The 13,059-nt window shown below is 67.1% G+C and carries 8 protein-coding genes; 4 read left to right on the top strand and 4 right to left on the bottom strand.

The window, feature by feature from the left end; translation table 11 throughout:
* Positions 1-14: 14 nt before the first annotated feature.
* The 3 genes from J3S89_RS22550 to J3S89_RS22540 form a co-directional block, all read right to left on the bottom strand.
* Complete coding sequence (locus tag J3S89_RS22550) at positions 15-1,589, bottom strand: cytochrome ubiquinol oxidase subunit I (RefSeq protein ID WP_217931765.1); 1,575 nt, start codon at positions 1,587-1,589, stop codon at positions 15-17.
* A gap of 408 nt (positions 1,590-1,997) precedes the next feature.
* Entirely contained in the window at positions 1,998-4,007 is a 2,010-nt protein-coding gene (locus J3S89_RS22545; protein ID WP_217931763.1) for a methyl-accepting chemotaxis protein, read from the bottom strand.
* A 294-nt stretch (positions 4,008-4,301) separates the two neighbouring features.
* A complete protein-coding gene (locus tag J3S89_RS22540) occupies positions 4,302-5,375 on the bottom strand; it encodes an AraC family transcriptional regulator (RefSeq protein WP_217931761.1) in 1,074 nt (357 codons plus the stop codon).
* A 400-nt stretch (positions 5,376-5,775) separates the two neighbouring features.
* On the opposite strand from J3S89_RS22540, the gene J3S89_RS22535 reads away from it, so the two are divergent.
* From J3S89_RS22535 to J3S89_RS22520, 4 genes are all read left to right on the top strand, one after another.
* A complete protein-coding gene (locus J3S89_RS22535) occupies positions 5,776-6,774 on the top strand; it encodes an HlyD family secretion protein (RefSeq protein ID WP_217931759.1) in 999 nt (332 codons plus the stop codon).
* On the top strand, positions 6,771-9,557 hold the full coding sequence (gene rbbA, locus J3S89_RS22530) for a ribosome-associated ATPase/putative transporter RbbA (protein WP_217931757.1): 2,787 nt from the start codon (positions 6,771-6,773) through the stop codon (positions 9,555-9,557). Before J3S89_RS22535 ends, rbbA begins: the two co-directional genes overlap by 4 nt.
* Before the next feature lie 5 nt (positions 9,558-9,562).
* Complete coding sequence (locus J3S89_RS22525) at positions 9,563-10,690, top strand: ABC transporter permease (protein ID WP_217931755.1); 1,128 nt, start codon at positions 9,563-9,565, stop codon at positions 10,688-10,690.
* Positions 10,691-10,927: 237 nt separating this feature from the next.
* The gene (locus tag J3S89_RS22520) at positions 10,928-12,448 is read left to right on the top strand and encodes a pilus assembly protein TadG-related protein (RefSeq protein WP_217931753.1); all 1,521 of its coding nucleotides are present in this window, start codon (positions 10,928-10,930) and stop codon (positions 12,446-12,448) included.
* 85 nt (positions 12,449-12,533) lie between these two features.
* On the opposite strand, the gene J3S89_RS22515 is transcribed toward J3S89_RS22520, so the two are convergent.
* Positions 12,534-13,007: an Lrp/AsnC ligand binding domain-containing protein gene (locus J3S89_RS22515; protein WP_217931751.1), complete on the bottom strand. Its 474-nt coding sequence runs from the start codon at positions 13,005-13,007 to the stop codon at positions 12,534-12,536.
* Positions 13,008-13,059 lie beyond the last annotated feature (52 nt).

The following is a 13,059-nucleotide window of genomic DNA, read 5'->3' as shown; positions in this document are numbered from 1 at the left end:
GGTCCTCGCATCCGTCATTCGGCCGGGGCGGCGGTGAGCCCGTCGCGCTCGAAGTGATAGCGGCCGGTGCCGAGCGAACTCGGTCCACGCCGGGCGAACTTGACCATCAGGAACATCTCGATCACCAGGAGGCTGGTGTAGAAGGTGAGGAAGCCGGCCAGCGAGAAGATCAGATCGCCGGTGGTCAGGCTCGAGGTGGCGAGGAAAGTCGGCAGGACTTCGCCGATCGCCCAGGGTTGGCGTCCGAATTCGGCGACGAACCACCCCAGTTCACAGGCGATCCACGGCGCCGGCAGCATCACCACCGCCATCCACAGGAGCCAGCGGTTCTGCTCGAGCCGCTTGGTGGCGTTGAGCCAGAACCCGGCCGCGAACACGAACAACATCAGGAAGCCGAGGCCGACCATGATCCGGAACGCCCAGAAGAGCGGCCACACCGTCGGGATGGTGCCCTCCGCCGCCGCCTTGATCTGCGCGTCGGTGGCTTGCGTCGGGTCCTCGACGAACTGCTTCAGGAGCAGACCGAAGCCGATGTCCTTGGCATGCGCGTCGAAGGTGGCGCGGGTCTCGGACGACTTGTCGCCGGCGCGGATCTCGGCGAGCGCGCCATAGGCGATCTTCCCGGAGCGAATCCGATCTTCGTGGGTCTTGGTCAGATCCTCGAGGCCGACGACCGGCTTGTCGAGCGAGCGTGTCGCGATCAGCCCCAGCGCCCACGGCAGTTTGACCGCGCCGATCGTCTCGCGGGAGGCCTGATCGGGAAAGCCGAACAGCGTGAAGGAGGCCGGCGCGGGCTCGGTCTTCCACTCCGCCTCGATCGCGGCGAGCTTGACCTTCTGGACGTCGCCCAGTTCGTAACCGCTCTCGTCGCCGAGCACGATCACCGACAGGGACGCGGCCAGGCCGAAGCCGACCGCCACCGCGAAGGACCGCCGCGCGAAGGCGAGATCGCGTCCTTTCAGGATGTACCAGGCCGAGATCGCCATCACGAACACCGACCCGGTCACGTAACCGGCCGCCACCGTGTGGACGAACTTGACCTGCGCCACCGGATTGAGCACGACCGCGGCGAAGGACTGCATCTCCATCCGCATCGTCTCGGGCGAGAACACCGAACCGACCGGATTCTGCATCCAGCCGTTGGCGATCAGGATCCACAGGGCGGAGAGGTTGGAGCCGAGCGCGGTGAAGAAGGTCACCGCCAGATGCTTGCGCTTGGAGAGTTTGTCCCACCCCAAGAAGAACAGACCGATGAAGGTCGATTCCAGGAAGAACGCCATCAGCCCTTCGATCGCCAGCGGCGCGCCGAACACGTCACCGACGTAGTGCGAGTAGTAGGACCAGTTCGTCCCGAACTCGAACTCCATGGTGAGGCCGGTGGTGACGCCGATGGCGAAGTTGATGCCGAACAGCTTCCCCCAGAACTTGGTCATGTCCTTGTAGATCTCCTTGCCCGTCATCACGTAGACGGTCTCCATGATGACCAGGAGCCAGGAGATGCCGAGGGTCAGCGGCACGAAGAGGAAATGGTAGAGCGCCGTCGCGGCGAACTGCCAGCGTGACAGTTCCACGAATGTCGGATCGATCATGATGGTCGACGTCCTCTCTCACGGACAAGGCGATCCGGCGGTGAAGGTCGGATCCAAACATCGATTTCGAGTACATGAATAAACATATATTTTTGATAAAGGAATGACGCGGATGCGAGAAGGCGCCGCCATCCCCCTCGAGACCCCGTCTCCAGGTTCGCCCGATCCGGCATGGCACCCGGCAAGGGATTGAAATTCAAGGTAGGTCGTGATCGGGGAGGGCGGGTGGCGTCTTGATGTCGCAGGCGACGACGGCCCGCCGACTCGAAAGCGCCCGCCGCCGGAGAGCGGCGACCGCCCACGGACACGAAAACGCCCGCCGCCGACGGGCGGCGACGGGCGAGGGTGGGCCGATGATGATCGACGGAGGTCGGGCCGGAGGTGCGCGGCCCGGCCTCCCGGGAGCGCTCAGCCGGCCCGAACCGAGGTGAGGAAGGCCTGGAGTTCGTCCTTCAACCGGCCGGACTGTCGATTGAGATCCTGGGCCGAGGAGAGGACCTGGATCGAGGCGGCCGAGGACATCGAGGCGGCCTGGGTGATGCCGACGATCGTCTCGGAGACCTGATGGGTGCCGGTCGAGGCCTCGGACACGTTGCGGGCGATCTCCTGGGTCGCGAGCCCCTGCTGGTCGATCGAGGCGGCGATCGAGGCGGCGATGTGGTCGAGCTTGAGGATCACGTCGGAGATGCCGGTGATCGCGGTCACCGACTCCGTGGTCGAGGCCTGGATCTCGGAGATCTGCGCGCCGATCTCCGAGGTCGCCCGCGAGGTCTGGTCGGCGAGCTGCTTGACCTCGGCGGCGACCACAGCGAAGCCCTTGCCGGCCTCACCGGCGCGTGCCGCCTCGATGGTGGCGTTGAGCGCGAGCAGGTTGGTCTGGCCGGCGATGGTGTTGATCAGGTCGACCACCTGACCGATCCGCGAGGCGGCGGCGGCGAGCGTCCGGATCTTGCCGACGGTCGCCTCGGCCTCGGTGGAGGCGCGATTGGCGACCCGCGCCGATTCGTCGACCTGCCGCTTGATCTCGCCGATCGAGGAGGAGAGTTCCTCCGCCGCCGACGCGACGGTCTCGACGTTGGTGGAGGCCTCCTCGGAGGCGGCCGCGACCGAGCCGGATTGGGCCGAGACCTCCTCGGCCGCCGCCGACATGGTCTGCGCCGCGCCCTGGAGCTGCGACGAGGCGGCGACGACCGACTGCACCACTTCGCCGACGGCGCCCTCGAAGGCGTCGGCCATGCGATGCATCGCCTCCCGGCGCTCGGCCTCGGAGGCGATCTTGCGACGGGCTTCCTCGGCGCGCAGCCGTTCGGTTTCCGCCAGGGTCTCCTTGAACACCTCGAGCGTCTCGGCCATCACGCCGATCTCGTCGCGCCGGCCGAGCCCTTCGACCGGCGTGCCGACGTCGCCCTTGGAGACGCGGCGCATCGCCTCGGTGATCGAGACGATCGGCCGAGAGATCGCGCGGCCGAGCGCGAGCGAGATGATCAGCGCCGCGGCGGCGCCGACGATCGTCGAGACCCACAGGAACATGCGGCCCGAATCGAGATCGGCGAGGGCCTCGCTCTGCACCTGCGTGGCTTCGGTGTCGGCATTGGCGAGGAGCGTGGCGACCGCCTCGTCGAGCTTCGTCACCTTGGCGCGCATCCGCGGCGCGATCTCGTCCTCGATCTTCTGCGTCACGGCGAGGATCTGGTCCATCGCGCCGACGTAGCGCTCGTAGTCGCGGCCGACCGCGCCGACCGTCCGGCGCGCCTCGGTGCCGCTCGCCAGCATCGCGAGGCGATCGAATTCGCGTCGCGCTTCGTTGCGCGCCGTCGTCATCGTCGCCACGCCTTCGGGCGTATGATGCGAGATCACCCGCACCGAGGCGATCCGCACCTGCTGCATCTTGGTCAGGGTCTGAGCGGCGCTCTGGCGCAGGGCGTCGGTCGTCTTCTCGTCGGTGGTCAGGGTCTCGAGCCCGACGCGCTGGTCGTGCCCGGCCGCCTCCATCGTGCCGGAGACCAGACCCGAGATCTGCTTCTTCAGATCGATCGCGTTCTGCAACTCGCGATCGTAGTCCTCGAACACCGCCGAGGTCGCGTCGAGAGCGGCGATGTGGTTCGCCCGCGTGGTCTCCTTGCGGCCGGCGGCGAGCGTCGCTCTGAAGAGCTTGGCGCCCTCCGCCACCGCCGTGTCGGTGCCGGGAAGCTCGGTGTAGACCGCCTCGCGGGCCTGCCGGCGATAGTCGAGGAAGTCGGCGTTGACGCGCATCGCCAAGGCTCTGACCCGGGTCGCCTCGTCGAAATGCTCGAAGGCACGCGTCGTTCGGTCGAAGGTCACCAGCGCCAGACCGCCGACGGCGATCAGCACGGCGATGACGATCGAGAACCCGATCAACAATTTCTGTGAAATGCGACGATCATTGAAGATGCTCATCCCCAGTCACCTCTCTCCACGGCGACCGCGCGGCGCAGGCGAGCCTGCCGCGGGGCCGACGTCGGCCGAAGGTCTTCCCCCCGAAGGAAGATCGAATACGGAGGAGAGGCTGAGCTGCGTTGGTTAATGAAATTCCAGCGGTACCGGCTACGCGCTTTCCACGCCGGTTCGGCTCGAGGGTGTCAAGGCGTTGACCGGACTGCGCTATTTTGCGGCGCTGCGAAATGTCGCAGTCTCGGCGCGCGCCGACTTGCCGAATATGGATATGCTTTCTCTGTCGAAATACGTCTTTCTTCAGATCTTCACGCGCCGCGCCAAGGTTGCCGAGGGCGTTTCCCCGAAGTGCTGGAAGTACTCGCGGGCAAATCGACCCTGGTGCATGAAACCGCTCTTGAGCGCTGCCTGTTTGACCAGGAATTCGGCGTCGCCATAGAGCAGGTTTCGACGAACTTCGCGTAACCTCTGCAGCTTGAGGTAGGACTTCAGCGTCATGCCTTGCAGCCGCGTCATCACCGTATGGATGGTTCTCTCTGAAATCCGCAGGTCGGCGGCGATGTCGCGCATCGAGAATGACTTACTGTAGTTGTCATCGACATATTTGACGATGTTCAAATAGATGTCGACGTGGTCGCCGAGCGTGTCGCGGGTGCCTTCGTGGCGCGCGGGCGCCGTCTGGAAACACGCCGACACCGCCTCGCCGACGCGGTCGAGGATCGCGGCGCGGACCGTCTCGCTCTCCAGGATCTGCGGCGAGTGCGATCCCACCGCCAGCGCCTCGCGCAGAACCGCCCGCAGCCGCGCCATGGCGGTGGCGGCGACCGGAAGGACGCCGAACAGACGTCCCGACGACGGCCAGTCGGGCGAGACCATCCGTTGCGGCAGGAAGATCGCCCCGACCGACTGCAACGGCGCGGCCTCGTAGGGCCAATGCGACAGGAAGAACGAGTTCAGCCCGCCGAACATCAGCCCGTCGGGCGGCAGCGGGCGGCCGTTGACGAAGGAGAGATGCTCCGGCGTCATGCCGAAGGCGATCAGGAGCCCGGGTTGCGTCAGCCGTCCCTGGAACAGGCTCGGCGGCAACCGCGATTCGACCAGATGCGCACCGTCGAGCCTGAGTCGCACGGAGCGGCCGATCTCGCCGTGAATCAGGGGAACCCACTGAACCAACGGCTTCGCCTCGGCCCAGGGGAGATCCATCGGGTCGAGAAAATCGTGGAGGTCCAGGTAGGGCGAAGGCGACAATGTGGAGAGATCGAAGCCTCGACTGTGGCATTCTGAGTGAGCTGGCATCATCCCCGACGGGTGTTGGACCGAAGATTGACTGGAATCGAGGTTACTCGTAATGGGTGTCGCCATGGCGCGCGTCATGTTCAACACCACCTATCGGCTCATAGTTTCGTCTCGGATGCCGCGTATCAATCGGTGAAAGCATCCATTTTCGGCAAAGCCCGAGGCGCCTCGACACGTGCCCGCGATCCCACCGGGTTCGGTCGAAGCGTTCGATTGCATCTATACTTGGGGCAGCATGAAGTCTTCCTGGTTCAGTCGGATGTGTCGTCGGGTCTTCTGGCCGTCTCTCGAGTGTCACGCAACCTCCGCAATCCTACCCATGCGGTTTCGACCCGATGGATCCCACATTCCAGCGGGCGATCATACCGTATAGTGACGCTGCCCCATCGATCCCGAGGGGATCGGCGACGAGCCGCCCGAGGGCGGATCGCCGGGGGCGCCGATCCCGCGCGCCGTCCGGCGCCGGAAAGGAGTTTCCATGCACAAGATCGTCACCGCCGTCGTGACCGCCGTTCTTCTTCTCGTCGCCGGCGGCTGGGCGGTGTGGAGTTGGAACGGCCGCGATCGCCTGCCCCCGGGCGTGACCGGCGCCAACGGCCGCATCGAGGTGACGCGCGTCGACGTCGCCACCAAACTCGCCGGACGCGTCTCCGAGATGCGGGTGAAGGAAGGCGACATGGTCGAGAAGGGTCAGGTGGTGGCGGTTCTCGACACCGCCGATCTGCTCGCCCAGCGCGCCGTCGCCCGGGCCGGCGTCGCCCGCGCCATCCAGGGCATCGCCAAGGCCGAGGCCTCCGTCGCCTCCGCCGAGGCCGATCTCGCCCTCGCCGAGTTGCAGTTCCATCGCGCCGCCGAACTGCTCGACAAGGCGGTCTCCTCTCAGGCGCAACAGGATCAGGCCAAGGCCCGCCGCGACGTCGCCGCCGCCGGCGTCCAGGCGGCGAAGGCCGCCGTCGCCGACGCGATCGCCGCCCGCGACGCCGCCCAGGCCCAGGTCGAGCTGATCCAGGTCAACATCGACGACATGAGCCTGCGCGCGCCGATCGCCGGCCGTGTGGAATATCGTCTGATCGAGCCGGGCGCGGTGGTCGGCGCCGGCACCCGCGTCGCCACGCTGCTCGATCTGACCGACGTCACCATGACCGTGTTCCTGCCGACCCGGCTGGTCGGCCGCGTCGAGGTCGGCGCCGAGGCCCGCATCGTGCTCGACGCCGCCCCCGATTGGGTCATCCCGGCCCGCGTCTCCTTCGTCGCCGCCGAGGCTCAGTTCACCCCGAAGAGCGTCGAGACCGCCGACGAACGCGCCAAGCTGATGTATCGCGTCGAGGTCCGGATCGATCCGAAGCTGCTCGACGTCTGGCGCGCCTATGTGAAGTCGGGCCTCACCGGCAACGCCTGGCTCCTCACCGATCCCGCCGCCGCTTGGCCGGCGACCCTCGCCGTGCGCCTGCCCGATCCCACCGGGGCGAAGAAATGACCCCGACCGCCGCGGCCCCGGTCGTCGTCGCCGGTGTGACCCATCGCTACGCCGGGACGCTCGCCCTCGACGGGGTCTCGCTCGCCTTCGCGCAGGGCTCCTCGACCGCGATCATCGGTCCCGACGGGGTCGGCAAATCGACCCTGCTCGGCCTCGTCGTCGGCGTGCGCCGGCTGCAACGGGGCGAGATCACCGTCTTCGACGGCTCCTTGCGCGAACGCGCCGTGCGCGACGCTGTCGCCCCGCGCATCGCCTACATGCCGCAGGGCCTCGGCCGCAATCTCTACCCGACCCTGTCGGTCGCCGAGAACGTCGATTTCCACGCCCGCCTGTTCGGCCTCGACGCCGCCGCCCGCGCCGAGCGCATCGCTCGACTGCTCGAGGCGACCGGCCTCGATCCCTTCCCCGATCGCCTCGCCGGTCAGCTCTCCGGCGGCATGAAGCAGAAGCTCAGCCTGTGCTGCGCCCTCGTCCACGATCCGGACCTGTTGGTGCTCGACGAGCCGACCACTGGCGTCGACCCTCTGTCGCGCCGCCAGTTCTGGGATCTGATCGACGCCATCCGCCACGATCGCCCGACCATGACGGTGATCGTCGCCACCGCCTACATGGACGAAGCCGCCCGCTTCGAACGGGTGATCGCCGTCGCGGACGGCCGCGTCGTCGCCGACGGCGGCCTCGCCGAGATCCTGGCGGAGACCGGGGCGGCGACGCTCGAGGACGCCTATCGCGGGCTCGGCCGCCCCCCGGGCGCGGCGCCGGCGGAAGCCTTCGTCATGCCGCCGCGCGTCGCCGACCACGGCGCCGTCGCCATCGAGGCGGAGGGGCTCACCCGCCGCTTCGGCGCCTTCACGGCGGTCGATCACGTCTCCTTCCGCATCGAGAAGGGCGAGATCTTCGGCTTCCTCGGCTCCAACGGCTGCGGCAAGACCACCACCATGAAGATGCTGACCGGGCTCCTCGCCATCGACGAGGGCTCGGCGACCCTGCTCGGCCGCCCGGTCGACGCCGCCGACATCGGCGTGCGCCTGCGCGTCGGCTACGTCTCGCAGAGCTTCTCGCTGTGGGAGGAGCTGACGGTCCGCGCCAACCTCACCCTCCACGCTCGGCTCTACCGGGTCGAGGAGGCGCGGGTCGCCGGACTGATCGAGGAGAACCTCGTCCGCTTCGACCTCGCCGATCACGCCGACGCCTTCCCGGCCGCCCTGCCGCTCGGCATTCGCCAGCGCCTGCAACTGGCGGCGGCCTGTCTGCACGGTCCCGAGGTGCTGATCCTCGACGAACCGACCTCGGGCGTCGATCCGCAGGCCCGCGACGACTTCTGGCGCCGCCTCGCCGAACTGTCGCGCCGCGACGGCGTGACCATCTTCGTCTCGACCCATTTCATGAACGAGGCCGAGCGCTGCGACCGCATCTCGCTGATGCATCAGGGTCGCGTCCTGGCGATCGGCACCCCCGCCGACCTCACCCGCGCCGCCGGCGCGCCGACCCTGGAAGACGCCTTCATTCGCCGCCTCGAAGAGGCGGAAGGGCCCTCGCAGGATCCGCCGGCGCCGTCGCGGTCGACGGCCGCGCCCACGCCCGGCGCCACCGTGCCGCATTCGCTCGCCTCCCCTTCGCCCACCTCCCGCTCCGCCGGCCGGGGGCGCGTCGCCGCCTCGGTGGCCCTGGTCTGGGCCTTCGCCCGGCGCGAGGGGCTGGAGATCCTGCGCGATCGGGTGCGCGTCTCCTTCGCGGTGTTCGGATCGCTGCTGCTCCTGGTGCTCTTCGCCTTCGGCGTCTCCTTCGATGTCGAGAACCTGCCCTTCGCCGTCCATGATCGCGACCGCTCGATCGAGAGCGGCCGGCTGATCGAGGCCTTCACCGGCTCACGCTATTTCCGCGAGCGCCCGCCGATCTCCGACGAGAGCGAGATCGACCGCCGTCTCGTCTCCGGCGAGTTGCGGCTGGTGGTGACGATCCCGCCCGGCTTCGGCGCCGATCTCCTGAACGCCCGCCGTCCGGAGGTCGGGATCGCCATCGACGGCGCCAACACCTTCCGCGCCGAGACGGTGAAGGGCTACGTCCAGGGCGTCGTCCTGAACTGGGCGCAGCGCTACGTCACCGAGGCGCGTGGGCCGGGGACCTCGCTCGGCCTGCCCTTCGATCTGCGCCAGCGCTGGGCCTACAATCAGGCCTTCGTCTCGGTCGATGCCATCACCCCCGGCGTGATCATGCTGCTCCTGGTGCTGATCCCCTCGGCGATGACGGCGGTCGGCGTGGCGCGCGAGCGTGAGATCGGCTCGATCGCCAATTTCGAGGCCTCGCCCGCCTCGATCGTCGAGTTCCTGGTCGGCAAGCAGCTGCCCTACGTGGCGGTCGGCATGGTGAGCTACGCCACGCTCGCCGCCACCGCCTGCCTCGCCTTCGGCGTGCCCTTCCGCGGGTCGTGGTTCGCGCTCACCTTCGGGGCGCTCCTCTACGTCTTCGCCGCCACCGCCTTCGGCCTCCTGGTCTCGACGCTGGTGCGCACCCAGGTCGCCGCGATCATGGCGGCGGCGATCCTCTCGGTGATCCCGACCATCAACTTCTCCGGCTTCATCAATCCGATGTCCTCGATCGACGGCGTCGCGCGCTGGATGGGGCTCCTGTTCCCGGCCTCGTGGTTCCAGACCATCGCCATCGGCAGCTTCGCCAAGGGCGTCGGCGTGCTCGATCTCCTCCACTGCGATCTCGCGCTCGCCGCCTTCGGCATCGTCTTCATCGCCGCCGCCGCCCTCGTCTTGAAGAAACAGGAGGCCTGAGGATCATGCGCCGCTTCCTGCTCAACCTGTTTCGTCTCGGCGTGAAGGAACTGTGGAGCCTGCGTCACGACCCGATGATGCTGTTCCTGATCGTCTATGCCTTCTCAGCCGCGGTGATCTTCGTCTCCGCCGGGGTCAAGCTCGAGGTGTCGAACGCGGCGGTCGCGGTGGTCGACGAGGATCGCTCACAGCTCTCCGCCCGCATGATCGACGCGCTGGCGCCGCCCTTCTTCAAGACCCCGGTGATCGTCGCCGCCGAGGAGGTCGACCGGGCGATGGACGTCGGCCGCTTCGGCTTCGTCCTCCACTTCCCGCCCGATTTCGAGGCCGACGTCCTACGCGGACGCGCCCCCGGCCTCGGCCTCACCATCGACGCGACGGTCATGGTCCAGGCCGGCAACGGCGCCGCCTATGTCCAGTCGATCCTGTTGCAGGAGGCGGCGACCTGGTTGCGCCAGAAGGGGATCGAGGCCCAGTTGCCGATCGTCGTCACGCCGCGCATCTGGTTCAATCCCAACATCGAGGGTCGCTGGTTCTCATCGATCATGCAGTTGATCAACTCGATCGTCATCCTGTCGATCCTGCTGGTCGGCGCCGCCGTCATCCGCGAGCGCGAGCACGGCACCATCGAGCATCTCCTGGTGATGCCGGTCTCCGCCTTCGAGATCGCGCTGGCCAAGATCCTCGCCAACGGCGCGGTGCTGCTCCTGGCGGTGGTGCTGTCGATGGAACTGGTGGTGCGCGGCTGGCTCGGTGTGCCGATCGCCGGCTCGCGCGCGCTCTTCCTGCTCGGCACGACCATCTTCCTCTTCTCGACCACGGCCCTCGGCATCCTCATCGCCACGCTGGCGCGCTCGATGCCGCAATTCGCGTTGATGTCGATCCCGGTCTTCACCACCATGCTGCTCCTCTCCGGCAACATGACCCCGCTCGAGAGCATGCCGACGGTGCTGCAATGGGCGATGCACGCCTCGCCCTCGGTCTATTTCGTGCAGTTCGCCCAAGGTCTCCTCTATCGCGGCGCGACGATCGACATCGTCTGGAAGCCGCTCGTGGTGATGGCCGGCCTCGGCGCGGTCTTCCTCACCTACGCCACCCATCGCTTCCACGTCATGTTGTCGCGCTCGGCCTGAGGGGTTTCGTCGAAACGGTATCAAATTACCGAGGGACGGCCGGAAAACCGCCATTTTGCGCGGACGTTAACCCGAATCAACTCGGGTTTCCCGGTCCTTTCAGGGGTTCCGTAAGGAATCGGTCGTAGGCTCTTCGAAATTCGCGTGCCGGTTCCGCGGGGCAGACCGCGTCGAAAGCGGCTGAGGATGAGGGACGGATCGTCGCCGGTTCGTCCCCGGATCGAAGAGTGACGAGTCATGACCGCATCGAAACGATCTCTCGTCGGCCTGCTCACGCACCGCGGTGGCAACATCGCGGTCACGTTCGCGCTCACCGTCGGCAGCATCATCCTGATCGGCGGCGGCGGCATCGATCTGATGGCGATGTCGAGCAATCGCAAATATCTCCAGGAGCGCGTCGACGCGACCGCCCTCATCGTCGCCAACGGCCTCACCGCCGATACGCTGAGCACCGCACAGACCAAGTCCCAGCAGCGCCTGACCGCCATGGTCGACCCCGAGTACGGGACCCTCTCCGGCATCGTCGCCAATGCCACCAGCGGCACGATGACCCTGACCGCCTCGCTGACCGCGAAATCGAACTTCCTCGGCATGATCGGCATGCCCAATCTGGTCAGCACGGTGACCACCACCGTGACCTGGGGCGACACCTCGCTCGAGGTGGCGATGGTGCTCGACACCACCGGCTCGATGGCCGACGGCGGCAAGATCGAGGCCCTGCGCAGCGGCGCCTCGTCGATGGTGACGACGCTCGCCGGCAAGGCGACCACCCTCAACACCATCAAGTTCGCGCTGGTGCCCTTCGCCAATTTCGTGAACGTCGGCTCCGGCTACAAGACCGCCTCGTGGATCGATACCGCCGCCCTCTCTCCTTACCACTCGTCCTATTTCTCGGCGCCGCTCAACCGCTTCACGCTCTATACGGCGCTCGGCAAGTCCTGGCCCGGCTGCGTCGAGACGCGCCCCTCGCCCTACGACATCGACGACACCGCGCCGACCGCCTCGATCCCCGCGACCCTCTTCGTGCCGTCGTTCCATCCCGACGAGCCCGACTCCAGCTGGTCGAGCAGTTTCGCCAACAGCTATCTGAACGACAACACCTGGAGCAGTTCGCAGCTCACCAAGATGATGAACGCGACGAAATACGCCACGTTGTCGGGCAAGGATTTCTCGAACTCGTATTTCTACAGCAACTACACCGCGCCGAAGGGGCCGGGGTATCTCTGCGACGTCAAGCCGATCCAGCGCCTGACGACCGACTACACCTCGGTGAAGACCCAGATCAACGCCCTGACGGTGGCCGGTTCGACCAACATTCCCGAGGGTCTCGCCTGGGGCTGGCGCATGCTCTCGCCCAAGGCGCCCTTCGCCGACGGCAAGGACTACGGCTCGACCACACTCAAGATCATCGTGATGCTGACCGACGGCACCAACGCCATCAACACCTTCTCGACCGATCTCGGCGGCGCCTATTCGAGCTGGGGCTACCCCTTCTCCGCCCGTCTCGGCAACAATCCCGGCACCAATCTGCGCAACGGCCTCGACACCAAGACGCTGGCCGCCTGCACCGCGATCAAGGCCAAGGGCATCAAGATCTACACCATCGGCCTGATGATCGACGACGCCGCGGGACAGCAGATGTTGTCCGACTGTTCCTCCGGCCCCGACTACTATTACAACACCCCGAGCGCCCGCCAGCTGACGGGGGTGTTCGACTCCATCGCTCAGAAGATCACCAAGCTGCGCATCGCCAAGTGACGCCGCGCCGAGTGACACCGCGCCGAGTGACGCCGCGCCGAGTGACGCCGCGCCTGAGCCCGCTCGACGCGGATCGCTCGGGCGATCACAGCGGCAGCGCCTGGGTCGCCTTGATCTCCTCCATCACCGCATAGGTGCGCGTCTCGCGCACCCCCGGCAGCGGCAGGATCACCTCGGCGAGGAAACGCCGATAGGCGGTCATGTCGCGCACCCGCGCCTTGATCAGATAATCGAACCCGCCCGCCACCAGATGGCACTCGAGCACCTCGCCCGCGCGCTTCACCTGACGGGCGAAGGCCTCGAACACGTCGGGCGAGGTGCGGTCGAGCAGCACCTCGACGAAGACCAGGAGCCCGCGTCCGAGTCGCACCGGATCGAGTTCGGCGCGAAACCCGAGGATCGTCCTGTCGCGGATCAGCCGGCGCATGCGCTCCGCCGTCGCGGTGGCGGAGAGGCCGATCCGCTCGGCGAGATCGCTCACGGTGATGCGTCCGTCGTCCTGGAGCACGGCGAGGATCTTGCGATCGAGGCGATCGAGGTCGTCGATTTCTTCGCTCATGTCTCCTTTCATAAAGGAATCCTCGGCCTTCGACCAGATCTTCGACCGATCG

This window comes from Pinisolibacter aquiterrae (assembly GCF_019160155.1).
Taxonomy (GTDB): domain Bacteria; phylum Pseudomonadota; class Alphaproteobacteria; order Rhizobiales; family Ancalomicrobiaceae; genus Pinisolibacter; species Pinisolibacter aquiterrae.
This window is presented reverse-complemented; position numbering and strand designations above follow the sequence as displayed.

Excerpts from the sequence above, each read along its gene's own strand:
- J3S89_RS22515 (WP_217931751.1), bottom strand. The coding sequence starts at position 13,007 with ATGAGCGAAGAAATCGACGACCTCGATCGCCTCGATCGCAAGATCCTC.
- J3S89_RS22545 (WP_217931763.1), bottom strand. The coding sequence starts at position 4,007 with ATGAGCATCTTCAATGATCGTCGCATTTCACAGAAATTGTTGATCGGG.
- J3S89_RS22525 (WP_217931755.1), top strand. The coding sequence starts at position 9,563 with ATGCGCCGCTTCCTGCTCAACCTGTTTCGTCTCGGCGTGAAGGAACTG.
- rbbA (WP_217931757.1), top strand. The coding sequence starts at position 6,771 with ATGACCCCGACCGCCGCGGCCCCGGTCGTCGTCGCCGGTGTGACCCAT.
- J3S89_RS22520 (WP_217931753.1), top strand. The coding sequence starts at position 10,928 with ATGACCGCATCGAAACGATCTCTCGTCGGCCTGCTCACGCACCGCGGT.
- J3S89_RS22550 (WP_217931765.1), bottom strand. The coding sequence starts at position 1,589 with ATGATCGATCCGACATTCGTGGAACTGTCACGCTGGCAGTTCGCCGCG.
- J3S89_RS22540 (WP_217931761.1), bottom strand. The coding sequence starts at position 5,375 with ATGACGCGCGCCATGGCGACACCCATTACGAGTAACCTCGATTCCAGT.
- J3S89_RS22535 (WP_217931759.1), top strand. The coding sequence starts at position 5,776 with ATGCACAAGATCGTCACCGCCGTCGTGACCGCCGTTCTTCTTCTCGTC.